Annotated in this window: 19 protein-coding genes, 1 tRNA gene and 1 other RNA gene; 18 read left to right on the top strand and 3 right to left on the bottom strand. The window is 43.8% G+C overall.

What is annotated here, in order from left to right:
* Positions 1-78 precede the first annotated feature (78 nt).
* From BM358_RS22215 to BM358_RS22185, 7 genes are all read left to right on the top strand, one after another.
* Positions 79-1,029 (top strand): ROK family glucokinase, encoded by a 951-nt coding sequence (locus BM358_RS22215; RefSeq protein ID WP_023986484.1) that lies wholly within the window; start codon positions 79-81, stop codon positions 1,027-1,029.
* Positions 1,030-1,101: 72 nt separating this feature from the next.
* On the top strand, positions 1,102-2,001 hold the full coding sequence (gene rapZ, locus BM358_RS22210) for an RNase adapter RapZ (RefSeq protein ID WP_013308254.1): 900 nt from the start codon (positions 1,102-1,104) through the stop codon (positions 1,999-2,001).
* 12 nt (positions 2,002-2,013) lie between these two features.
* Positions 2,014-3,000: a gluconeogenesis factor YvcK family protein gene (gene yvcK / locus BM358_RS22205; protein WP_023986485.1), complete on the top strand. Its 987-nt coding sequence runs from the start codon at positions 2,014-2,016 to the stop codon at positions 2,998-3,000.
* A 5-nt stretch (positions 3,001-3,005) separates the two neighbouring features.
* The gene (gene whiA / locus BM358_RS22200) at positions 3,006-3,950 is read left to right on the top strand and encodes a DNA-binding protein WhiA (RefSeq protein WP_013308256.1); all 945 of its coding nucleotides are present in this window, start codon (positions 3,006-3,008) and stop codon (positions 3,948-3,950) included.
* 136 nt (positions 3,951-4,086) lie between these two features.
* Positions 4,087-4,356 (top strand): HPr family phosphocarrier protein, encoded by a 270-nt coding sequence (locus tag BM358_RS22195; protein WP_013368811.1) that lies wholly within the window; start codon positions 4,087-4,089, stop codon positions 4,354-4,356.
* Between the two features lie 272 nt (positions 4,357-4,628).
* Complete coding sequence (locus tag BM358_RS22190; RefSeq protein WP_013308258.1) at positions 4,629-5,390, top strand: SIMPL domain-containing protein; 762 nt, start codon at positions 4,629-4,631, stop codon at positions 5,388-5,390.
* Between the two features lie 239 nt (positions 5,391-5,629).
* Positions 5,630-6,739, top strand: a complete 1,110-nt coding sequence (locus tag BM358_RS22185) for a PdaC/SigV domain-containing protein (RefSeq protein ID WP_028541875.1) — start codon at positions 5,630-5,632, stop codon at positions 6,737-6,739.
* A gap of 126 nt (positions 6,740-6,865) precedes the next feature.
* Here the strand turns inward: BM358_RS22185 and clpP are convergent, their stop codons facing one another.
* Both clpP and BM358_RS22175 read right to left on the bottom strand, forming a co-directional pair.
* Positions 6,866-7,462 carry an ATP-dependent Clp endopeptidase proteolytic subunit ClpP gene (gene clpP, locus BM358_RS22180; protein WP_013368815.1) on the bottom strand — a complete coding sequence of 199 codons (597 nt, stop codon included), beginning with the start codon at positions 7,460-7,462 and terminating at the stop codon, positions 6,866-6,868.
* Positions 7,463-7,672: 210 nt separating this feature from the next.
* Positions 7,673-7,747, bottom strand: a tRNA-Arg gene (locus tag BM358_RS22175).
* 269 nt (positions 7,748-8,016) lie between these two features.
* Between BM358_RS22175 and BM358_RS22170 the strand changes: the two genes are divergently transcribed.
* The 10 genes from BM358_RS22170 to ssrA all read left to right on the top strand — a co-directional run bounded on the left by BM358_RS22170 (position 8,017) and on the right by ssrA (position 19,927).
* Entirely contained in the window at positions 8,017-9,054 is a 1,038-nt protein-coding gene (locus BM358_RS22170) for a sugar-binding transcriptional regulator (protein WP_023986487.1), read from the top strand.
* A gap of 94 nt (positions 9,055-9,148) precedes the next feature.
* Positions 9,149-10,159 (top strand): type I glyceraldehyde-3-phosphate dehydrogenase, encoded by a 1,011-nt coding sequence (gene gap / locus BM358_RS22165; protein WP_023986488.1) that lies wholly within the window; start codon positions 9,149-9,151, stop codon positions 10,157-10,159.
* 120 nt (positions 10,160-10,279) lie between these two features.
* Complete coding sequence (pgk, locus tag BM358_RS22160) at positions 10,280-11,461, top strand: phosphoglycerate kinase (protein ID WP_025722932.1); 1,182 nt, start codon at positions 10,280-10,282, stop codon at positions 11,459-11,461.
* Positions 11,462-11,520: 59 nt separating this feature from the next.
* On the top strand, positions 11,521-12,273 hold the full coding sequence (gene tpiA, locus BM358_RS22155; RefSeq protein ID WP_023986490.1) for a triose-phosphate isomerase: 753 nt from the start codon (positions 11,521-11,523) through the stop codon (positions 12,271-12,273).
* 1 nt (position 12,274) lies between these two features.
* Positions 12,275-13,819: a 2,3-bisphosphoglycerate-independent phosphoglycerate mutase gene (gpmI, locus tag BM358_RS22150; protein WP_028541876.1), complete on the top strand. Its 1,545-nt coding sequence runs from the start codon at positions 12,275-12,277 to the stop codon at positions 13,817-13,819.
* 63 nt (positions 13,820-13,882) lie between these two features.
* A complete protein-coding gene (eno, locus tag BM358_RS22145; RefSeq protein WP_013308266.1) occupies positions 13,883-15,169 on the top strand; it encodes a phosphopyruvate hydratase in 1,287 nt (428 codons plus the stop codon).
* Positions 15,170-15,508: 339 nt separating this feature from the next.
* The gene (gene secG / locus BM358_RS22140; RefSeq protein WP_013308268.1) at positions 15,509-15,742 is read left to right on the top strand and encodes a preprotein translocase subunit SecG; all 234 of its coding nucleotides are present in this window, start codon (positions 15,509-15,511) and stop codon (positions 15,740-15,742) included.
* A gap of 188 nt (positions 15,743-15,930) precedes the next feature.
* Entirely contained in the window at positions 15,931-18,555 is a 2,625-nt protein-coding gene (gene rnr / locus BM358_RS22135) for a ribonuclease R (protein WP_028541877.1), read from the top strand.
* Positions 18,556-18,834: 279 nt separating this feature from the next.
* Positions 18,835-19,314 carry an SsrA-binding protein SmpB gene (gene smpB, locus BM358_RS22130; RefSeq protein ID WP_013308270.1) on the top strand — a complete coding sequence of 160 codons (480 nt, stop codon included), beginning with the start codon at positions 18,835-18,837 and terminating at the stop codon, positions 19,312-19,314.
* 248 nt (positions 19,315-19,562) lie between these two features.
* Positions 19,563-19,927: a transfer-messenger RNA gene (ssrA, locus tag BM358_RS22125) on the top strand.
* 136 nt (positions 19,928-20,063) lie between these two features.
* Here the strand turns inward: ssrA and BM358_RS22120 are convergent.
* Positions 20,064-23,507 carry an nSTAND3 domain-containing NTPase gene (locus BM358_RS22120; RefSeq protein ID WP_028541878.1) on the bottom strand — a complete coding sequence of 1,148 codons (3,444 nt, stop codon included), beginning with the start codon at positions 23,505-23,507 and terminating at the stop codon, positions 20,064-20,066.
* Positions 23,508-23,861: 354 nt separating this feature from the next.
* Between BM358_RS22120 and BM358_RS22115 the strand changes: the two genes are divergently transcribed.
* Entirely contained in the window at positions 23,862-24,089 is a 228-nt protein-coding gene (locus tag BM358_RS22115) for a DUF896 domain-containing protein (RefSeq protein WP_028541879.1), read from the top strand.
* Positions 24,090-24,092: the final 3 nt, after the last annotated feature.

The raw sequence follows: 24,092 nt of genomic DNA, 5'->3' as shown, positions 1-24,092 counted from the left end.
GATTACTATTATGAAGTAGGAATTGTAAGCGTATATTTCATACCAGGTTTTTAAGTAAACATAAAGGTGGCTTGGAACATGTCTGAAAGTATCTATGTAGGTGTCGATTTGGGCGGTACCGCGATTAAAGTCGGCATTTGTAATGAAAACGGACAGCTTTTGCACACATATGAGGGACCAACCGAAACCGATAAAGGTGTAGACGTTGTCATCGGTAATATCGAAAAATATGTGCGGCATATTGTTGAGCAATCTCCTTATGAGTGGGATCAACTAAAGGGTGTCGGTGCAGGCGTTGCAGGTTTTACGAATGTTCGTGATGGTATTATTGTCCTCGCTCCTAATATTGGCTTTCGTGACGTACCGATCCGTGCGCTCCTAGAGAACCGGATTGGCAAGCCTGTGAAAATAGACAACGATGCGAATGTTGCTGCGCTGGGTGAGGCTTGGGCTGGTGCAGGCAAAGGCATAGAAAACTGCGTATGCTATACCCTGGGAACAGGAGTAGGTGGCGGCATTATTATAAACGGTAAAATATACCAAGGTTCTTCGGGCATGGCCGGAGAAATTGGCCATATCAGTGTCGTACCTGATCTGGAGGCTATTCAGTGTGGATGCGGCAAAATGGGTTGCTTGGAAACTGTATCTTCCGCAACAGGCATCATTCGTATGGCCAAGGACGCTGTGGAACGTGGCGACCGGACCTCTCTGGCGCTGGAAGATCAAATTGCTGCCAAGGAAGTATTTGATGCTGCTAAAGCCGGGGATGAAGTCGCTCTGCGTATCGTGAACCGTGCTGCTTTCTATTTGGGGAAATCTATGGCAGCAGTTGCCGCTGTGCTTAATCCAGAGTTGTTTATCATAGGTGGCGGTGTTTCCAAAGCAGGCGACTTTTTGTTTGAAGAGATGCGTCGCGTGTACACCAAACTGGCACCTGAGCCCCTTCAAAAAGGGGTATCGATTGTTCCAGCTGTGCTGGGCAATGACGCAGGTATCGTAGGGGCAGCTGGTTTGTTGCTACGTTCCTGATCCTGATCCACAGGTTACTGATAATACGGGTACTGGCATAGAGCGAAGAAGCAAAAGGAGAGGGAAGTCCATATGACAGATAACCTAAAAAATGCTGCGCCGTGGGCAACGCTCATTATTATTACGGGGATGTCAGGCGCAGGGAAGACCATTGCGGTTCAGAGCCTGGAAGACTTGGGCTTCTTCTGCGTTGATAATTTGCCTCCTGTACTGATTCCCAAATTTGCCGAGTTGATTGAGCAGTCTAACGGTAAAATAGGCAAGGTGGCACTCGTAATTGATTTACGCGGACGAGAATTTTTCACCGCCTTGTCTGAATCGTTGAATTATATTAAAGATCATTTTACGATTCATTGTGAAATTTTATTCTTAAATGCGAATGATGGCGTTCTCGTACAGCGGTATAAGGAAAGCCGTAGACGTCATCCGCTGGCTCCAGACGGCATGCCTTTGGATGGGATTCGGTTGGAGCGCAAGATGTTGGAAGAATTAAAAAGCTCGGCTACACAGGTTATTGATACAAGTGTGATGAAGCCTGCAACCTTAAAGGCGAGGATTATTTCACGATTTTCTCATCTGGAGAGCAGTATGCTTTCCGTGAACATTACTTCTTTTGGCTTCAAGTATGGTATTCCCATTGATGCCGATCTTATATTCGATGTGCGCTTCCTGCCTAATCCCCACTATGTGGACCAACTACGTCCCCACACGGGACAGGATAGCGATGTATATGATTATGTCATGAAATGGCCCGAGACTCAGGCATTCTTGACCAAGTTGCTGGATATGTTACACTTTTTGATTCCGCAATATCGCAAAGAAGGCAAAAGCCAGGTCATTATCGGCATTGGCTGTACTGGCGGTAAGCATCGTTCTGTTGCAATATCGGAGTATTTAGGAAAAATGCTGGGTGCCAGCGAGACAGAATCTGTTTCTGTTTCGCATCGGGATGCTGATCGGGACCGGCATTAATGAGGTGAAATCATGAAAGAGACCGGATCACAACGGGAGCGCCCACGTATTGTTGTTATGGGCGGCGGAACCGGCTTGTCCGTCATGCTGCGGGGCTTAAAGCAAAAGCCGCTAGATATTACGGCTATTGTTACAGTCGCTGACGATGGCGGAAGCTCCGGGATTTTGCGCAGTGAGCTGCAGATGCCCCCTCCAGGGGATATTCGCAATGTGCTGACTGCCTTGGCTGACGTGGAACCAGTGATGTCAGATATGCTGAAATACCGTTTCGGTGCGGGATCAGGATTGTCAGGCCACAGCCTGGGTAATCTGATTTTAGCAGCGATGACCGATATATCGGGAGATTTTGTAACGGCGGTGCGTGAGCTTAGCCGTGTATTTGCTGTCCGGGGACGCGTGCTGCCGGCAGCTGAGGAAGGCGTTGTGCTAAGTGCCGAAATGGAGGATGGCACGGTGATTACCGGAGAGTCCAAGATCCCGGAAGCGGGCGGACGAATCAAACGCGTCTTTCTTGAACCGACTCACGTGGAGCCGTTGCCTGAGGCTGTAGAGGCCATTAATGAGGCTGATGCGATTTTGATTGGCCCCGGCAGTCTATATACCAGCATATTACCGAATCTGCTTGTACCTAAACTCGCTGAAGCTGTAGTAAAATCAGACGCTATCAAAATATTTGTCTGTAACGTTATGACCCAGCCTGGAGAAACCGATGGCTATACGGTAGGAGATCACCTGCAAGCTATTTTTGAGCATGTAGGGCATCATCTCTTCGACTATGTCATTGTAAATAACGGAGAAATTCCACCCCAAGTACAGGAAATGTATGCCGAGCAGGGCGCTAAGCCAGTTCAAGTAGACATGGGCGAGCTGACCGATCGGGGATATAAAGTGGTGGCAGATACATTAGTTCTGTTCCGTACGTATCTACGGCATGATGCCGACAAATTGAGCCAGCATATTTACCAATTGGTACAAAACTGGATATTAAGAAGGAGGTGAGTCCCTTGTCCTTTGCGGCACAAACGAAAAAAGAGCTTACGATGATTGAAAGCCAGTCCTGCTGTGAGAAAGCGGAACTATCTGCGCTCATACGTATGCTCGGATCCGTACAACTGTCGAATAAAAGGGTGATATTGGACGTGTCCACAGAAAATGCCGCGATTGCAAGGCGGATTTACTCCTTGATCAAGAAGCATTTTCAACTTCATATCGAACTGCTTGTACGGAAAAAAATGCGCTTGAAAAAAAATAATGTGTACATTGTCCGTATTCCCAATGGTGTGCAACAGCTGTTAAAGGATCTTTATATCGTTTCAGAAGGTTTCTTGTTCACTGACGGGATTAATCGGGATATCGTTCGGAAAAACTGTTGTAAGAGGGCTTATTTGCGGGGCGCCTTTATGGCAGGTGGCTCTGTCAACAATCCTGAAGGATCGTCTTACCACCTTGAAATTTCTTCGATGTATGAGGAGCATTGTCAGGCACTCGTTGATCTTGCGAATGAGTTTCACCTAAATGCTCGCTGTATTGAGCGAAAAAAAGGTTTTATTCTCTACATCAAGGAAGGCGAGAAGATCATTGAGCTGCTTAGCATCATTGGGGCGCATCAAGCCTTGTTCAAATTTGAAGATGTACGCATTATGCGCGATATGCGCAATTCCGTAAATCGCATTGTCAATTGTGAAACGGCTAATTTGAACAAGACGATCGGAGCTGCTGTCCGGCAAATTGAGAATATTAAGTTGCTGGAGAGGGAAGTTGGTTTGGAGACCTTGCCGGATAAACTGCGTGAAGTGGCAGAAATTCGACTCGCTCATCCCGATTTGAATTTAAAAGAAGTCGGGGAAATGCTCAAAGGGGTCGTGAGTAAATCGGGTGTAAATCATCGGCTTCGCAAAATTGATGAGATGGCTGACAAAATCAGGGGCGAAAATGGCCTGATTCCGTAAAAAGAATGTCCGTGGGGCTTTCAGCCCCGGTTTTTTTAGTTTTTTTTCTAGTGTCTGTCCCGGGTTAATGTTATAATGTGATAAATAAAATGGAGTAAGTAGTGTCCAGATTTATTTGATGAGGGGGTAAGCTGACATGTCAAAACATCCGGTAGTCGTACGCTTGAAAACAGGACTGCACGCCAGACCTGCTGCGTTGTTCGTACAGGAAGCGAATAAATATTCATCTGAGATTTTTGTGGAAAAAGAAGACAAAAAGGTTAATGCCAAGAGCATCATGGGTATTATGAGTCTTGCCATCAGTACAGGTACTGAAATCAATATTAGTGCTGAAGGTGCGGACGCCGAACAGGCTGTAAACGCTTTAGTAAGTCTGGTTAGTAAGGTAGAGCTGGAAAATCAATAAACAAAGATTTGCTTTGTGATATGGTGTATGCTCTTAGTGAAAAGCCCCTTTGGGGCTTTTTTTGTATCCAGAAAAAAGTCTTCGAAAACTCCTCCGTTAACTGTTTTATGGATGGATTTGTTGAATATAGACACCGTATTAAGTTCAAACTATAAATAATTAAAATCCCCGTGGTCATGCTCTGTTTCGGAAATTTGTACGCTTGGCTGCAACCTTTTTCCGTCTTTTCCGTCTGGAAGGTACAAACATTTTCAAGAAAGAGGTTGAATTCAATGAGACTTTGGACAAAAACAGTAGCCACGGCAGTTCTCGCAGGAGCATTAATGGCAGGGGGAGTAGCAGGAGGATTATGGACGGGGGCAGATCGTGCTTATGCTGCGTCAACAGCTTCGACGGTAAACGGTGTAATTAATGTGACTGGAAGCGGGGAAGTATTGGCGAAGCCCGATATTGCTTATCTCTCTATCGGTGTACAATCGGAAGGGAATACGGCAGCCGCTGCTCAAAAAGCCAATGCTACAAAATTGAACAAGGTTACACAACTGCTGAAAGAAAAGTGGAGCATTAGTGCAGATGACATTCAGACCAGCCAGTTTTATGTACAGCCTAACTACACCTATAACGAAAAAGAAGGGCAGAAGCTCAAAGGCTACACTGCCAACCATACACTTTCCGTCAAATACCGCGATTTGGATAAAATCGGTCAGTTGTTGGATGAGGCGACCAAGTCCGGAGCCAATAACGTAGATAATGTACGTTTTTCCGTGGAAAATCCTTCGACTTATGAAGAAGAAGCCATTACTAAGGCATTGGGAAGCGCACAATCTAAAGCCAGTGCTGTAGCTAAGGCAGCCAAACGCGGGTTAGGTGCTCTTGTGAGTGTGACGGTAGATGGCGGAGAAGCACAAATCTTTACACAACGTGAAAATGCCATGTCAAAATCGCTCTTGGACGTAGCAGGTGGCGGGACAGAGATACAATCGGGGCAAGTAACAGTGAAAGTTCAGGTGTCGGCTCAATACGAAATGAACTAATATAGATCATCAAACGAAGCCACAAGCGGCCAGCATCATGTGCAGGCTGGCTTGCTGGCTTTTTTTGTATACCGAAACCTTTTTGTAATGAGTCTGTCATAGCTAAGGGTTATTAGGTGTACATATTGAAATCGGAGAGTGTACAGATTGTAAACTACATACAATAGGGTATAGATATAATAATAAAAGTAGTTATCACACATAGACAATACAGATCATTAACAGGAGGAATATTTAATATGAGTAAGCATGCAAAAAAATGGGGTTCAGCACTGCTGGCGGCAGGGATTTTCGCAGGAGTCACAGCTGTTCCCGTTTCCTATATCCAGGCAGCATCGACGAAACAGCAGCAAGCGACAACACAGCAACCAGGAATCACCATCCAATGGAATGGTAAAACGTTGCCCGCTAAAGGTGTGCAAGTGAACGGGAGTACAATGATTCCGGTGGCCGCACTGCGCGACAGCTTGGGGATTCCAGTAAGCTATGATGCGAAAACAGCGACATATACCGTAGGTAGCGGGTACAATAAACTTTACATTATGGCTTCTTCCTCGGATGCCTACGTCAACGTCAATGGAATCAATACACGTAGTATGGATGCCAAACAGATCGCTGGGAAGCTATATATTCCTATGAGTTTGCTGAAAGACTATCTGGGCATAGATGCTCAATGGAATGCAGCTCAGAAAACAGTAACGCTGAGTAAAAGCCAGCTAAATCCGATTACAATTGCGTCTCAAACACTTCCAGCTTCGAGTAGTGCGAAGGTGTCCTACAAAATTAAGTACCCGCAAATCAGCGGTAGCCAGCTGAATTCTGAGGCTCAACAGGCCATTAACAATGTGCTTAAAAAGCATGCAGAAGGTATATTGGCAGCAGGCAAAAAGATGATGGCTGAGGGAGAGGCTACAACAGAAAGACCGTATGAGTTCGGAAATGATTTTGTGATTGCCTATAACAAAGATGGTATTCTGAGTGTGATTATGCAGGACTACTCGTATACGGGTGGCGCGCATGGCATGACGGCACGTAAAGGATATACGTTCTCGCTCGCTGATGGTAAACTGCTGCAATTGTCTGACGTATTGAAGGCAAATCCGAACTACAAAAAGTTCCTCAATGCTGATTTGAAGAAAAAAATCGATGCACTTCAGGCTGGCGAAGGATTCGGCAAATTTAAAGAGCTGGCGGCAGATCAGAATTTTTATGTGACGAACAGTGGAGTAACAATCGTGTTTGATTTGTATGATTATGCGCCATACGCGTATGGAATTCCGGAGTTTACCTACTCGTTCGGTCAATTTCTGCCTCAAGGCGGAAAGCCTTTTGCGGGACAGAATGAATAGTAGAAATAAATAAGTCCAATTGTCTATAACCTAAAAAACAATAAAGCAAAAAAGCTGCCTACCGGATAAGAAAGTCCGGAGCAGCTTTTTCATTTACCAGTTATCGAAAGAGGTAAATTTCTTCTCTTATACACCTTCTGGAGAGGAGCTAGTTAGCACTTTATCAATAATACCGTATTCCTTGGCATCATCAGCAGACATGAAGTAGTCACGGTCTGTATCTTTTTCAATGCGCTCCAGTGGTTGGCCTGTGCGATCTGCGAGAATGCGGTTCAGTTTATCACGCATTTTCAGAATGCGGCGTGCGCGGATTTCGATATCCGTTGCCTGGCCTTGTGCACCACCCAGGGGTTGGTGAATCATAATTTCACTGTTTGGCAAAGCGAAACGTTTACCTTTGGCGCCTGCATTCAGCAAAAACGCGCCCATGGAAGCCGCCATACCTACGCAAATCGTAGATACGTCAGGTTTAATGTATTGCATCGTATCGAAAATGGCCATGCCAGCTGTAATGGAACCGCCAGGGCTGTTAATATACAAGTGAATATCTTTTTCAGGATCTTCGGCAGCCAAAAACAGCATTTGCGCAATTATAGAGTTGGCTACAACGTCATTGACGTCCGAGCCTAACAAAATAATGCGATCCTTTAACAGTCTGGAATAAATGTCATAGGCGCGTTCGCCGCGGTTACTTTGTTCTACTACCATAGGAACATAGCTCACGTCAAAAAACCTCCCTTAAATATCGTTAGTGGATTTGGTGGACATGCCGATTACACGTCCCTTATTTATAAACTGTTACCGTATTAACCACATGATAAACAATTTCAAACAAAAAGTCAAAGAAAGTCAAACTAATGATTAAAAAAAAGAGCCCTCAGCGCTCTTATTGGTTAAAACATTATATAGAAGCATCTAAGCGTTCATTTAAAATGGCGCGCCCGCGAGGAATCGAACCTCGATCTCAGGCTCCGGAGGCCTACGTCATATCCGTTGGACCACGGGCGCATAGTTGATTCAATGCAAACAACTAACTAATTAAACAGCTAATTGGAAACAAAGATGATTATATGATATACAGCAGTGAATTGCAAGCTTTTATTAAATGCGCATATTCAGATAAATGGTTGAGAAATATAGGTTCAGATAGACTTGCATATGGAGCAAATATTGGTTAAGATATACGTGGGACTTAAAAAGTTATCCCGGGACGTTTTGAGACCAGTTAGAGATAGAGCATTAGAGACAGAACTTAGAAGTGTGCGGGAGTGGAAAGCATGCGAAAGATATTAGAAATACAGAAGCAGCTTCTGCCCGACCTCATGGATGTTTTGAAAAAAAGGTACACGATCCTGCATCAGATTATGCTGTCCGATGTTGTTGGACGCAGAACACTGGCAGCTTCACTGAACATGACTGAGCGCGTGTTGCGCGCCGAAACCGATCTTCTTAAAGCTCAGGGGCTAATTGAGATTGAGAGTGTAGGCATGAAGGTGAGCAAAGCAGGACTGGATCTGCTGGAACAGCTGGAGCCGATTGCGAACAACTTGTTCGGCCTGTCCCAATTGGAGGACCAGATTCGTCAAGCCTATGGTTTGAGGAAGGTGGTTGTCGTTCCAGGGGATTCGGATGCTTCTCCGTTAACAAAGCAGGAGCTGGGGCGCGCTGGAGCAAAAGCGTTGCTGAGTGTTATGGACGACGAGGATGTGGTCGCTGTAACAGGTGGCACGACAATTGCCGACGTGGCGGAACAACTGGCACTACCTTCTAATGGCCCACTTAAGGGTGGGTGGTTTGTACCGGCACGCGGGGGTTTGGGAGAAAGCATGGAAATGCAGGCCAACACAATTGCTTCCACAATGGCTCGCAAGGTAGGCGCTCAATACCGTCTGCTCCATGTACCGGATTTGCTCAGCAATCATGCTTACAACTCCTTGCTTGAAGATACGAACATTCAGGATATATTGAACCTGATTCGCGAGAGTCGTATCATCATTCACGGGATAGGCAACGCCATAGCGATGGCACATAGACGTAAACTTGATCCCGAAACCTTTGCCCAGATCAGCAGTGAAGGAGCGGTAGCCGAATCGTTTGGTTATTACTTTAACGAAGATGGCGTCGTTGTTCACAGAATGCTGACGCTTGGACTCCGATTGGAGGACATTAGGCGTACCGATACGGTTCTAGGTGTAGCTGGAGGCAAAAACAAGGCGGCCGCTATTCATGCGGTACTGCGTTTCGGGCAAGAGGACATTCTAGTCACCGACGAAGGCGCTGCTGTTGAGATTGTAAGTCGTTATTTAAATGATTAATATAGGATTTATGAATAATGTTGTCTTGACGGGCTTTCGGGTCTGTCTTGAATATATAAAACTAAACTAAACGAACTTTGGGAGGAACTCACTCATGACAGTTAAAGTTGGTATTAACGGTTTCGGACGTATTGGACGCCTTGCTTTCCGCCGGATTCAAAACGTGGAAGGTATTGAAGTAGTAGCAATCAATGACTTGACAGATTCCAAAATGTTGGCACATTTGTTGAAATATGATACAACACAAGGTAATTTCCAAGGACAAGTAGAAGTACATGACGGCTTCTTCAAAGTAAACGGTAAAGAAGTTAAAGTTTTGGCTAACCGCAACCCTGAAGAACTGCCTTGGGGAGACCTGGGTGTAGACATCGTTCTGGAATGTACAGGTTTCTTCACAACTAAAGAAGCTGCTGAGAAACATTTGAAAGGCGGCGCTAAAAAAGTTGTTATCTCCGCTCCAGCTACTGGCGACATGAAAACTGTCGTTTACAACGTAAACCATGAAATTCTGGACGGAACTGAAACTGTAATCTCCGGTGCTTCTTGCACAACAAACTGCCTGGCTCCTATGGCTAAAACACTGCAAGATAAATTTGGTATCGTTGAAGGCTTGATGACTACAATTCATGCTTACACTGGCGACCAAAACACTTTGGATGCTCCACATGCTAAAGGAGACTTCCGTCGTGCTCGTGCAGCAGCTGAAAACATCATTCCTAACACAACTGGTGCTGCTAAAGCAATCGGTTTGGTTATCCCTGAGTTGAAAGGTAAATTGGATGGCGCGGCTCAACGTGTTCCAGTACCTACAGGTTCCCTGACTGAGCTGGTAACAGTTCTGGAGAAAAACGTAACTGCTGAAGAAATCAACGCTGCGATGAAAGAAGCTTCCGATCCTGAAACTTATGGATACACTGAAGATCAAATCGTTTCTTCCGACATCAAAGGTCTTACTTTCGGTTCTTTGTTTGATGCAACTCAAACTAAAGTTCTGACTGTTGGCGACAAACAACTGGTGAAAACTGTAGCTTGGTATGACAATGAAATGTCTTACACTGCACAATTGATCCGCACGTTGGAATACTTCGCAAAACTGGCTAAATAAGAACAGTCTTATTGAGCAACATCATAGAGCGGAAACAGGTTATTGTTTCCGCTCTTTATATATCAAATGTGCCTTGAATTCCTGATTCGTAAAATTATAAGGGTGCGGAGGAATATGGAGATGAACAAAAAGAGCGTACGTGATATAGAACTGAATGGAAAACGGGTGTTTGTTCGTGTAGATTTTAACGTTCCGGTTGAGGACGGTAAAATTACGGATGACAAGCGTATTCGTGAAACCTTGCCAACCATTAACTACCTGATTGAAAAAGGTGCAAAAGTTATTTTGGCGAGTCACTTTGGACGTCCAAAAGGTCAGGTTGTTGAATCCATGCGTCTGACTCCTGTTGGCGTACGTTTGTCTGAGCTGCTGAAAAAACCAGTAGTTAAAGTGGACGAATCGGTAGGCGAAGCTGTTAAAGCGAAAGTGGCTGAACTGCAAAACGGCGACGTGCTGTTGCTTGAAAATGTACGTTTCTATGCAGGGGAAGAAAAGAATGATCCTGAATTGGCGAAGCAATTTGCTGAATTGGCCGACGTTTTCGTGAATGACGCATTTGGTGCAGCACACCGTGCTCATGCTTCCACAGAAGGTATCGCGCATCTTCTTCCGGCTGTTTCCGGCTTGCTGATGGAGAAAGAATTGTCTGTAATCGGTAAAGCTCTTTCAAACCCAGATCGTCCTTTTACAGCCATTATCGGCGGTTCCAAGGTAAAAGACAAAATCGACGTGATTGACAACCTGCTGAACATTGCAGATAACGTAATCATTGGCGGTGGTTTGGCTTATACATTCTTCAAAGCTCAAGGTCATGAAGTGGGTCAATCCCTACTGGATGAATCCAAACTGGACGTAGCTCTTGGATTTATCGAAAAAGCGAAGAAGCTCGGCAAAAACTTCTACCTTCCGGTTGATATTGTTGTATCTGACGATTTCAGCGCTACGGCGAACACAAACATTGTGGATATCGACGGCATTCCTGCAGATTGGGAAGGCGTGGATATCGGGCCGAAAACACGTAAAATCTATGCAGATGTGATCAAAAACTCCAAATTGGTTGTTTGGAATGGACCAATGGGTGTATTTGAAATCGAACCTTTCGCTGGTGGTACTCGTGAAGTAGCGGAAGCTTGCGCAACAACTGAAGCATACACCATCATTGGTGGCGGTGATTCAGCGGCTGCGGCTGAAAAATTCCACTTGGCTGACAAAATGGATCATATCTCCACTGGCGGCGGCGCATCTCTGGAATTTATGGAAGGCAAAGCACTTCCGGGTGTCGTTGCACTGAACGATAAATAATCAAACGCAATATGCGTGAATAAAGCTTTAGGGCACCTAATAGTTAGGAGTTGAAACCATTGAGAACACCGATTATCGCGGGTAACTGGAAGATGTTTAAAACCGTACCAGAAGCTAAAACTTTCATCGAAGAGATCAAAGGCAAAGCAGAGGTTGCAGGAGTGGAAAGCGTGATTTGCGCACCATTTACGAATCTTCCTGCTCTGGTTGAAGCAGTAAAAGGCACGTCTATTAAAATTGGAGCACAAAACCTGCACTTTGCAGAAGATGGCGCATTTACAGGTGAAATTAGCGGTGGAATGCTGAAAGATCTGGGCGTAGACTACGTTGTGATCGGACACTCCGAGCGTCGTGAATATTTTAATGAAACAGACGAAACGGTGAACAAAAAGGTTCATGCAGCATTCCGTCATGACCTGACTCCAATCGTATGTGTAGGCGAAAAGCTGGAAGATCGTGAAGCTGGACAAACCAAAGAGGTTGTAAAAGTGCAAACTGTAGCAGCTTTTGCTGGTTTGGCTAAGGATCAGGCTGCACAAGTAGTTGTTGCTTATGAGCCAATCTGGGCCATCGGAACAGGCAAATCCTCCACTTCGCAGGATGCGAATGAAGTGATTTCCTATATCCGTAGTCTGATTAAAGAGCTGTATGATGAAAATACAGCAAATGCTGTACGTATTCAGTATGGTGGCAGTGTAAAACCTGAAAATGTTACTGAGTACCTGGGTCAAAGCGATATCGACGGCGCGCTTGTGGGCGGTGCCAGTCTTCAACCGGCGTCGTACATCGCGCTTGTTGAGGGGGCGAAGTAAGATGACAGCACCAAAACCGGTAGCTTTAATTATTATGGACGGGTTCGGATTGCGTGACACCGTAGAAGGTAATGCGGTTGCGCAGGCCAACAAACCGAATTACGACCGGTATTTACAACAGTATCCTCATACAACGCTGACGGCTTCTGGCGAAGCAGTGGGTCTGCCTGAAGGACAAATGGGTAACTCCGAAGTAGGTCACTTGAACATCGGCGCAGGCCGAATTGTATATCAAGACTTGACTCGTATTTCGAAGTCCATTCGTGACGGTGAGTTCTACGACAATGAAACACTGGTTAAAGCAGTGCAACATGCTAAGAAGAACAACACGAAACTTCACCTGTACGGACTGTTGTCTGACGGCGGCGTGCATAGCCATATCAGCCATCTGTTCGCTATGCTGGACTTGGCGAAAAAAGAAGGCTTAACTGAAGTGTACATTCATGCTTTCATGGATGGACGCGACGTTATGCCTGACAGCGGCGTAGGCTTCATGCAGCAACTGATCGCCAAAATTCAAGAAGTGGGCGTAGGCAAAATTGCGACTGTACAAGGACGCTATTATGCTATGGACCGCGACAAACGTTGGGAACGTGTGGAGAAATCTTACCGTGCAATCGTATACGGAGAAGGCCCTCAATACACAGATCCAATGGAAGCATTGAAAGAATCGTATGAAAAATCAGTGTTCGACGAATTTGTGGAGCCAACGGTTATTGTGAAGGCTGACGGAAGTCCTGTAGGGCTGGTCGAAAGCAATGACTCTGTTATCTTCCTCAATTTCCGTCCTGACCGTGCGATTCAACTGTCTCAGGTATTTACAAACGCGGACTTCCGTGGTTTTGACCGTGGCCCGAAATTGCCTAAAGATTTGCACTTTGTTTGCCTGACGTTGTTCAGCGAAACGGTTGAAGGCTTTGTAGCTTACGAACCGAAAAACCTGGATAACACGTTTGGTGAAGTGTTGGTTCAAAACAACAAAAAGCAATTGCGTATTGCTGAGACTGAAAAATATCCGCACGTTACTTTCTTTTTCAGTGGCGGACGTGATGTGGAGCTTCCTGGCGAAACTCGTATTTTGATCAACTCGCCTAAAGTGGCTACATATGACTTGCAGCCGGAAATGAGTGCGTATGAAGTAGCGGATGCTGCTGTTAAGGAAATCGAAGCCGACAAGCATGATGCGATTATCCTGAACTTTGCCAATCCGGATATGGTTGGACACTCCGGTATGCTGGAGCCAACGATTAAGGCGGTAGAGACGACGGATGAATGTGTTGGACGTGTTGTAGATGCGGTTAAAGCCAAAGGCGGCGTGGTTATTATCATTGCTGACCATGGTAACGCGGATATGGAAATTGATGAGCAGGGACGTCCGTTCACAGCTCACACAACTAATCCGGTTCCGTTCATTTTGACTGACGAAAATATCGTTTTGCGTGAGCATGGAATACTGGCTGACGTAGCTCCAACGCTTCTGGATTTGATGCAACTTCCGCAACCTGCGGAAATGACAGGAAAATCTATGATTGCATCCCGCAAGTAAGCTTGATTTAATAAGTATAGGCTTGACCAATAAATCATGATTCACAAAGGAGATTAAGTACAAATGACTATTATTTCTGACGTGTACGCTCGCGAAGTCCTCGACTCCCGTGGTAACCCAACGGTTGAAGTTGAAGTATATCTGGAATCCGGTGCTATCGGTAGTGCTATCGTTCCTTCCGGTGCCTCCACAGGCGCTCACGAAGCTGTAGAGCTTCGTGATAACGATAAATCCCGTTACCTGGGTAAAGGCGTTCTGCAAGCTGTTAAAAACGTGAACGAAATTATTGCTCCTGAAGTAATCGGCTTGGATGCTGTGAACCAAGTAGAAATCGACACGCTGATGATCAAATTGGATGGTACACATAACAAAGGTAAATTGGGTGCAAACGCAATTCTGGCTGTATCCATGGCTGTAGCTCGCGCTGCTGCTGAAGCTCTGGGCTTGCCACTGTACACTTACCTGGGCGGATTCAATGCTAAACAATTGCCAGTGCCAATGATGAACATCGTTAACGGTGGCGCTCATGCCGACAATAACGTTGACGTACAAGAGTTCATGGTTCTGCCTGTAGGCGCTCCTACATTCAAAGAAGCTCTGCGTGTAGGCGCAGAAATCTTCCACAACCTGAAATCCGTACTGAACTCCAAAGGTTTGAACACAGCTGTTGGTGATGAAGGTGGTTTTGCTCCTAACTTCAAATCTAACGAAGAAGCTCTGTCCACTATTATCGAAGCGATCGAAAAAGCTGGTTACAAACCAGGTGTTGACGTATTCCTCGGTATGGACGTTGCCTCCACTGAGTTCTTCAAAGATGGAAAATACACTCTGGAAGGCGAAGGCAAATCCTTCACTTCTGCTGAGTTCGTTGACCTGCTTGCTTCTTGGGTTGATAAATACCCAATCATCACTATTGAAGATGGTTGCTCCGAAGATGACTGGGAAGGTTGGAAATTGCTCACTGAAAAATTGGGCAACAAAATCCAATTGGTTGGTGACGACCTGTTCGTAACAAACACAGAGCGTCTGGCTAAAGGTATCGATGAAAACATCGGTAACTCCATCCTGATCAAAGTAAACCAAATCGGTACGCTGACTGAAACTTTCGATGCTATCGAATTGGCTAAACGCGCAGGATACACAGCTGTTATCTCTCACCGTTCCGGTGAATCCGAAGACAGCACAATCGCTGATATCGCTGTTGCAACAAATGCAGGCCAAATTAAAACAGGTGCTCCTTCCCGTACTGACCGTATTGCGAAGTACAACCAATTGCTCCGCATTGAGGATCAACTGGGTGAACTGGCTCAATACCACGGCCTGAAATCTTTCTACAACCTGAAAAAATAATATTGCGCAAAAATGCTGATGGCGCCTCTGACTCATGGTTCATGATCACGAAGTCTCAACGCTCAAAGCTTTTACGCATTAAAAAACAGACCTACTCGCCACCGCGGGCAGGTCTGTTTTTTTGTTATTATGGATGTGTATGAGAATACATAACTTTGCAAAGGCTTAATGGCTGAGTGACTTGTATAACTGTTGTTATCTACTGGAAGCTGTGGTAGAATAAAAATAGTGTTTTGCGTTAATTTCCGGCTATTTATAACATGATATGTACATGTTTTCATAAAAGAGGCTGTGTTGTTTTGCAAAACAGATGTATAAGCTCAGGAGGTGGGATTTTTCATGGAAATCTTTTTGAAAGTGCTGCTCGTTGTGTTCTCGATTGCTGTTATTGCGGTTGTTTTACTGCAAAAGGGGAAAAGCGCAGGTTTGTCCGGTGCCATCTCTGGCGGTGCTGAGCATCTGTTCGGCAAAACAAAAGCTCGCGGTATGGATTTGATTTTACAACGTGCAACTGCTGTTTTGGGTGCGGGTTTTATGATCGTTTCTGTTTTAGTTGCATTTTTTGCAAAATAAGATAAATATGTACCTTAAGCCTTCGTTTCGCGGGAAACGGGGGCTTTTTTTAGATTTTGGACAGGCAGGGATGCCGTCGATTAAATTCGTGTATACTAGGGTATGAGTATATTAAGAGCCTTGTATCAGGAACAAGGACATGCGGATTTATTACTGAAAATTAAAGGTCACCCGAGGTGGACAATATTATGATAACAGAGCAACAACTACTCGATTTTATGCGCGAGACTGCATACAAACCCATGACTTACCAGGAGCTGGAGCAGCACTTTGATATTAAGGATGCGGAGGATTTCCGTGAATTTCTTAAGCTCTTGAATTCCTTGGAGGAAGAGGGGAAAATCCTGCTGACCAGCACAAACCGTTATGGCGTGCCGGAACGGATGGATTTGCAGCGTGGGCGTTTGCAGGCTCATGCCAAGGGATTTGCCTTTCTGATTCCAGAGGACCGGGAGCACCCGGATGTATATATTCATGCGAACGACTTAAAAAGTGCGATGAATGGAGATACGGTACTGGTAAGAGTGTCCTCGAAGGGACCTGCGGGCGGTCGATTAGAAGGTGAAGTTGTACGGATCGTGAAGCGTGCAGTGCTTCAAGTAGTAGGCGTGTTTCAGAGCCACGAAGCATATGGTTTCGTTCTGCCGGATGATAAGCGTATTAACCGGGATATTTTCATTCCAAAAACAAGCTTCAATGGAGCCGTAAACGGTCAAAAGGTCGTTGTGCGTATTGTGAGCTATCCAGAAGGACGAGCAGCGGCGGAAGGCGAAGTGTTGGAAGTTTTGGGTCATAAGGATGATCCGGGCGTCGACATTTTGTCAGTTATTCGCAAGCATCAGCTTCCGGAAGCTTTTCCAGATGAAGTTACAGAGGAAGCGGAGAATGCTCCCGACGCGATTACGGAAGAAGAGATTGTACGTCAGGGACGGCGCGATTTGCGTGATAAGATCATTGTTACCATTGATGGTGAGGATGCTAAAGACCTGGATGATGCTGTAAATGTAGAGCGCTTGCCGAACGGGAACTACCGTCTGGGCGTTCATATTGCCGACGTAGGGTATTATGTGCGTGAGAACTCTAAGCTGGATCAGGAGGCATATAACCGCGGTTGTAGCGTGTATTTGGTTGACCGTGTCATTCCTATGCTTCCACATCGACTTTCGAACGGAATATGTTCTTTGAATCCACAGGTGGATCGACTGACTTTATCCTGTGAGATGGAATTCAATGAGCATATGAAGGTTGTAAAGCATGATATTTTCACCAGTGTGATTAAAACGAAGGAACGGATGACGTACACTAACGTTCGCAAAATCCTCGAAGAGGAAGATGCTGAACTGATGGAACGGTACAAGGATCTCGTTGATGTATTCGGCACGATGAAGGAATTGGCATTGAAGCTGCGTGCTAATCGAATGCGCCGAGGTGCGGTTGATTTTGACTTTGATGAAGCTAAAGTGATTGTGGATAATGAAGGAAAAGCTGTAGATATTGTGAAGAGAGAACGTACGATAGCTGAACAAATTATTGAAGAGTTTATGTTGGCGGCCAATGAAACGGTAGCCGAACATTTCCATTGGCTCAAAGTACCTTTCTTGTACCGGATTCATGAGGACCCAGATCCGGAGAAGCTGCAAAACTTTATGGCTTTCGCGGCTAATTTTGGGCATCAGATCAAAGGTAGAGGAAATTCCATTCATCCGCGTGCACTGCAAACGTTGCTGGAAGATATTCAGGGTACGAAGGAGCAAACCGTGCTTAGCACGATGATGCTGCGTTCGATGAAGCAGGCAAAGTATGATGCGGAAACGACAGGACATTTTGGGCTAGCAGCGGAGTATTACTCTCATTTTACATCGCCGATTCGTCGTTACCCTGACTTGGTGATTCACCGTGTCATTCGTGAGGTATTGGAGAACGGCGGGGCTTTAACAGCCGAGCGTCAGGAATATTTGACTGCACGTATGCCTGATATTGCGCAGCAATCTTCCGAGCGTGAACGTGTGGCTGTGGATGCAGAACGTGATACAGAGCAGATGAAAAAGGCTGAATACATGCTGGACAAGGTCGGCGAGGAGTTCGAAGGCATCATCAGCAGTGTAACCAGCTTTGGGATGTTCATTGAGCTGGACAATACAGTGGAGGGTCTGACGCGTCTGAGTGCGCTTACGGACGACTATTACCACTTTGACGAGCAGCATATGGCTTTGATTGGCGAACGCACCTCCAAGGTGTTCCGCATTGGGGATGAGGTTAAGGTTCGCGTCGCGCGTGTGAACATGGAAGATTACACAATTGACTTTGAACTTGTCGATATGAAGCAACGGCAACGCCGTGAACGGACGGGCGGTTCAGGACAGGGCGGAGGTTTTGCGCGTGGCGGTGAGGGCCGAGGTAAAGGCAAACCCCATGAAGGGCGCGAACGTAAGGGTGGTAAAGACAAGGCTGGCAGGGAGCGTAAAGGCGGTCGTGATGCTGCCGGGAAGCCTAAAGAAGCCGGTTCAGGCGTAGGTGGCGGAGGTATTAGCACCGCAGGTCGTTCAGGGCGCGGCGGTGGAAACGGAGCTGGAGCCGGCTCAGCTAGCAGCTTCGGCTTTGGCAGTGGCAAGGGCGGGTATAACTCGCCAGCATCCGGGGCAAGCAAGCGACGGAAGAAGACGTCTGCCAGCGGTATTTTCATCGGCGGAGCAGCTACACCAGGTAGTGATGCCAGACCAAACGGTGAAGGCGCAGCACGTCGCAAGCGGAAGAATAAGGGCGGAAGTGGCGGCAATAGCACCGCGGGCTTTGTGCGGAAAAAGAAGAAGTAGGTAGCTAGAGCTTACTTACTTTGAAGGCTGGAGCTTTCATTGCAGTGTATGAAGCTGATTTGAAGCATAGGTATACGTGCGGTTTCTGTCTGCTGTATTGGATGGAAGCCGCTTGGTTTTAAGTGTGATATAAGTGCAGTTAGAAATGTAGAAGGCTTGACCTTTCTTGCTTTTACCATCTGAAATTTGTTACAATATATTTCTAGGTGGCTCTTTGTAGCCGGATTTTGATGCCTGGATTTCAAGAGTGAATTACGTTATTCATAAGGAGTGGTATTCATGGGTAAGAAGGCAGACGGGAAAGTGCTCGCCCAGAACAAAAAAGCTTCCCATGACTATTTTATTGAGGACACTTACGAGGCGGGCATGGTGCTAACGGGAACAGAAATTAAGTCTCTACGGAATGGTCGTTCTAATATAAGTGATGCATTTGCTACGATCCGTAATGGCGAAATTCATATTCACAATATGCATATCAGTCCTTTTGAGCAAGGCAATCGTAATAATCCTACTGATCCGACGCGTACGCGTAAGCTGCTGTTGCATAAAGAGCAGATTCGCAAACTTATCGGATTGTCCAAACAGGAAGGCTACACGATTGTTCCGTTAAAGATTTATGTTCGCAATGGTTATGCCAAGCTTTTGCTCGGACTGGGTAGAGGTAAAAAGCAGTATGATAAACGTGATGCTGCCGCTAAACGTGATGCACAGCGTGATATCCAGCGCGCTTTGCGTGAGAAACAGAAAATTGCGAGATAAGTTGCTGTATTATTGTATGGTACAAATTACGTGGAGAAGTTACTTGTTCCTGTAATGGTGCTATTTTATAAGGCTTAAATGGCTTCATTTCGTTTCGTAATGACCTGTAATATGCTATACTAACGAAGTAGTCAGTTTTAAAGCTTTTAACTTTGTTCGAGTGTTGAATCTTAGAATTCAGCTTTTGATATTATGCATGCTTATGCTCCGGTATTTCCGGATTTATCCGTGGAGCCCTTTTATAATAAGGGGGCGTTTATGGATTCGACGGGGATAGTTCGAGCATGGGTAGCGGGTAGTGGGGACGCGTCCGCTTCATCAACGCTAAAGCCTATTAAACGGCAAACAACAAAACAACTACGCTTTCGCAGCCTAAGAAACTGTGTGCGTGCTTCTACCCAGCATCGTCCATGTGACTGGGATAGGGGCTAACAAATAGTGGAATACGCTGTCTCATCTCCGCCTGGGGTGAGCTGAAGAAGATAATCAGGCTGACCCGAAGGGAATCCGGTGACAGGGAGTTTCTAGGGTGACATCAAAACTGTCACTACACCCGTAGAAGCTTATGTGTCGTTATCTTCGGACAGGGGTTCGACTCCCCTCGCCTCCATTATGTATTATGAAAAAAGCGACCATAATTGGTCGCTTTTTTTTCCCAACTGATGTTGAAGCTATGCTGGATTAATTCAATGCTCAAGTATTGGGGTAGCGCTCTACTAAAGAAAATAAATAAATTCATCTGTACCGTATCATAGAATCGATGAATAATCCCCAGAACAAAATTTAACATGAACTTTCTCTAACTCCTGTATTAAACCTAATGTTTCTTCGTAGGCTCCGATCTCTTTCAACAGTTCAACGTCCTTGATTTTATAGACTGCAACTGACCAATTTTCGTTATGCTTATTGCAAATATCGCTATTATTCTTCAATTCCTTAAACTTACTTTTGCTTAGTTGTTTAGGATATGGGTCCAAATTTTTAGTAAGATTTAGATGCTCAAACATCGATAACTCATCAGAAATGAAAGCAGTCGAAGAATGGGGAGTTCCGGAATCATCATAATAAAATTCGTATTTACAGAGATCAAGATGATTTTTCACTCTGCTTTCTTCACTTTCATAATTAAGTTGATTTAAGTAACCTTCAATTTTGGGGCTAACATATAGTCGATTAAATTGGAAGGGGTCTAATTCTTGATACATTCTGTACATGCGCCCCTCCCAATCATAATTTTTAAAATAGTAGATTCCGAATTCAGCATAATAAATACTATTCTGAGTTCCTTTATTGTATTTAATTGTACGTTTTAATTTGTCAAAATTATTACCCCACACCTCTTTCCAGAACTCTTGACGGGATTCTCCACCGGAATCTTCTTCATTCCTGTACTCCATGCATGTTGTAAAAGCATAACAGAAAGTGTAAATAGGAATGTGAAGGAAACGGACCCATTGTGAATCTTGGAGGACAAGATTTCCAAAGACAATCTTGCAAAGAATAGGATCGTTTTTCAAATAGTGATTGTATATATCGCTTGATAAAAATTCCGAGGCACGGATCACGGGTTCATCTAAATACATGAATGAACCAAAAGTTTCAGCACAGAAACCGATTAGGTTAATAATTACTGAATTTGTGTTTTGTTGGAGTAAATGTTGAATTACTATTATACATAAACTGCTTTCCACATCAGGAAGATTCCCAAGTTCATGCAATGCTGCGAGAGACAGTGTAATTGATTCCCTTGTGTGTAAATAGTCATGAATATAGTGATGGCGATTGTTTTTAAGTATTTTTCGTAGTTCTTTTTTTAGAGAGGGTTGAAGATCGCTCTCAGTTATAAATTCTGAAATCTGCTCATCATCGAGGGGGATTTCATTTGGACCGAAAAGCCAATTTTCTGCATCTTCTTTTACAATTTCTAATGATTGTTCTTCTTCATCTATATATATATTGTTGTCAGTTTTAACTATACTTTCTTCTTGCACTAATATCGGCTTTCGGCCGCATAAAGAGGCTATCTTTTCTCCAAATTGATTGGTGTATCGAAGGCCAAAATGATTGAGTATTTCTGGAATATTATCAACAAGCATATCAAGTTCAATTTCCATACATAAATCATCAAGTAATTCTATTTCGGTCAACAAGATAGCTTTTAATTCTTTTTTTATTTTTGGGGAATAATTCTCATGGTAAATGCTATACTCATCTGGAAACACTTCCTGAAATTTTTCCATAGCCATGTAATGATACACACTAAATGCTTCTTGGTAAAATTGATTTATAATATTTCTGCCATTGAAATGCATTCCTTTTTTTATGCATCGAAATATAATATCAGGTAAGTTATGAAGATCCATATACTGCGCTTCTATATTTCCATGCCCCATAGTTAAACAATAATTATTAATTTCACTTTTCAAAAAATTAAAGAGTGTGGGATGGAAATGAGGATCACAATAATGGAGCATTTGAAAGAACCTATGAAGTTCTTCTTCCCCATTAGGTAAATCATCTAATCCATCAGATTCCCAATTCCAACTGCCATCAGGTTCGGTATAACAATAAGGATAATCTACATAATGTAATATACATTGTTGCTCTAGCATTTCCGTAATTTGTTTGCTAGATCTCTTAGAGAAATGTTCGAGTAGAAACTGAAGTTGATTGTAATAAGCACAGCATTGTATAAGCTCAGGAATAAACTGTTCAGTATTTTCTTCAATATAATAATATAGAAAATCTTGTACAGAGGGCATATTGAACTTCAATAAAATTTCGTCTTCTTCATCACTATAAAAGGACTTAATCATTGTTTTTTCAAGTTCGGAGATACTGTCACTTAGCTTCTTTATCCCCATCCGGTTTGAACGAGTAGCTATATATTGTGCATAGCAGCGTTTCATATCTTCCAGATTCATGGGTGTTGAAGAAATTAGCAAAAGCAGAGCTACAATCTGTGCCTCTTGACTAAGTTCTAAAAAGATATCCTCCCAGAATGCACCAGGGTTATCGAAATAATCACATAGTTCAATAAAACACTCTTCTGCGGAAGTCACTTTATCGGGTTCTTTATTTAGATAGAGTGCAAGTACCCGTGGGTTATAATTATCATGGTTTATTATTTGACTACAATTGTGAAAAAGATAAGTAACATGTTCATGTTCTAGGTTTGAGGCGTAGAGATGTTGAAATAAAATGTTGGCCTTTTCAGCATTACTATATTTCTCCATCGTACATATCAGAGCATATTTTTCTAACGTTCCCTTCAACATAGGTTGTTTTTGAAGCCCTTGACGAAGAATGTATTCTCTTGTTGTTAAGATGAGACGCTTGTTCTCTCCATAGTCTATTATACGTTGGATCAGTTTAATAAGCCGACTTTCATCTTTCCTACTAGTGTTTTCATTATGAAAAATACTTCCCCAGAAATCATCTAAAATAATGACTTGTTTCCTATCGTCCTCTAGCATATTATAAATATCCTCAATAGAATTTCCCCATATAAATCCGTCTAGATCCTCTGGTTGCAAGTATGCCAGTGCCATTAGATAAGCTATCGTGGTCTTTCCGACACCTGGTTCTCCAGAAATTACAATTACATGATTCCGTGACCATTTTTGTAATGCTTCGCGATAGATTTGCGTAGGGGCGAATTTAGTAGATGCCTTTATTGCTTCTTTAAGCTCTTCAGCCGATTCTCTGTATAATGAGCGGTGTATGGACTTTAGAAGGATTTTTTCTAATACATTAATGCTTGGTGACCAAAGTTTAGGATGTGCCCACTCTACCCAATGATAATTAGGTTCTTCCAATAGCCGATTAATATCTGTCCTGCTCAAAATATCATCCTTATCTTGAATAGACTCTTCAAACAAATCTATAATTTGTTCTTTTTCGCCAGGCTGAAAATCAAATGACACCCCTAAAATATATCGGTCAGGATTTAACTTACGCACCTTTGGTAGCTCGGAATTTTTTAAACTACTGAAAAGTTGTTTGAAATTTTTGTAGCGTTTTGCCTGAATAATAGTCTTCTTGCCCTGATTTATATAGGAACCATCAATGCCTGAATCACGCCCTTCCTTGTACATTTCTACAAAAAAGCCTTCCCTGACTTGAACGACATCACAAACGAGCTTTTCAAATTCGAGTGGTTCTAACAGTTCATGAAAGTCATATTTCGGCATAATTACTCCTCCAGTTTCCTTGAGCACCATATATATAGTAATTTTACATTTATGAATTCAACTTTCAACCTATGTAGAATATACAGACATAGATTATGTGATGGGTTTTGGCTTTCTTGCCTATGCAATAATACACCTTCAAGATTGTCTCAATATCTAACGATATGGTTGCACTCTCTTGCGATTGTTTTAGTTTTTCTCACGTTATAGGGAAAGTCCCCAGTCCATTCAGCATAAGTTTGTCTTTTCTTTCGAAAAAGTATTGACACGGATAAAAAAGTATTATATCTTTATATCAAGATAAATAAATTAAAGATAAAACAACCAGAAAATTTTGAATAGGGAGGTATACACATGATCACCATTTTAGAAAGAATTAATCAGCTTGCAAAAAAAGCAAAAGAAGTTGGGTTGACTGAAATCGAAAAAACGGAACAAACGGATCTTCGCAAAGAATACCTTCAAATCTTTCGGGGTTCTGTACAAAGCCTTCTCTTGAATGCTACGATTTATGATCCGAATGGAGACGATGTTACGCCTGAGAAACTAAAAAAAGAACAGGCTCAAATCGCTAAACGATGAATT

It is taken from the genome of Paenibacillus sp. cl130 (genome assembly GCF_900116035.1).
Taxonomy (GTDB): domain Bacteria; phylum Bacillota; class Bacilli; order Paenibacillales; family Paenibacillaceae; genus Paenibacillus; species Paenibacillus polymyxa_B.
Note: the sequence above shows the minus strand (reverse complement) of the source record. Positions and strands in the feature narration are given on the sequence as shown.

Bases quoted from the DNA above. Each gene is read 5' to 3' on its own strand.
- BM358_RS22170 (WP_023986487.1), top strand. From the start codon at position 8,017: ATGCGAAAGATATTAGAAATACAGAAGCAGCTTCTGCCCGACCTCATG.
- eno (WP_013308266.1), top strand. From the start codon at position 13,883: ATGACTATTATTTCTGACGTGTACGCTCGCGAAGTCCTCGACTCCCGT.
- BM358_RS22215 (WP_023986484.1), top strand. From the start codon at position 79: ATGTCTGAAAGTATCTATGTAGGTGTCGATTTGGGCGGTACCGCGATT.
- BM358_RS22195 (WP_013368811.1), top strand. From the start codon at position 4,087: ATGTCAAAACATCCGGTAGTCGTACGCTTGAAAACAGGACTGCACGCC.
- secG (WP_013308268.1), top strand. From the start codon at position 15,509: ATGGAAATCTTTTTGAAAGTGCTGCTCGTTGTGTTCTCGATTGCTGTT.
- BM358_RS22115 (WP_028541879.1), top strand. From the start codon at position 23,862: ATGATCACCATTTTAGAAAGAATTAATCAGCTTGCAAAAAAAGCAAAA.
- yvcK (WP_023986485.1), top strand. From the start codon at position 2,014: ATGAAAGAGACCGGATCACAACGGGAGCGCCCACGTATTGTTGTTATG.
- gap (WP_023986488.1), top strand. From the start codon at position 9,149: ATGACAGTTAAAGTTGGTATTAACGGTTTCGGACGTATTGGACGCCTT.
- rnr (WP_028541877.1), top strand. From the start codon at position 15,931: ATGATAACAGAGCAACAACTACTCGATTTTATGCGCGAGACTGCATAC.
- BM358_RS22185 (WP_028541875.1), top strand. From the start codon at position 5,630: ATGAGTAAGCATGCAAAAAAATGGGGTTCAGCACTGCTGGCGGCAGGG.
- BM358_RS22120 (WP_028541878.1), bottom strand. From the start codon at position 23,507: ATGCCGAAATATGACTTTCATGAACTGTTAGAACCACTCGAATTTGAA.
- gpmI (WP_028541876.1), top strand. From the start codon at position 12,275: ATGACAGCACCAAAACCGGTAGCTTTAATTATTATGGACGGGTTCGGA.
- smpB (WP_013308270.1), top strand. From the start codon at position 18,835: ATGGGTAAGAAGGCAGACGGGAAAGTGCTCGCCCAGAACAAAAAAGCT.
- BM358_RS22190 (WP_013308258.1), top strand. From the start codon at position 4,629: ATGAGACTTTGGACAAAAACAGTAGCCACGGCAGTTCTCGCAGGAGCA.
- rapZ (WP_013308254.1), top strand. From the start codon at position 1,102: ATGACAGATAACCTAAAAAATGCTGCGCCGTGGGCAACGCTCATTATT.
- pgk (WP_025722932.1), top strand. From the start codon at position 10,280: ATGAACAAAAAGAGCGTACGTGATATAGAACTGAATGGAAAACGGGTG.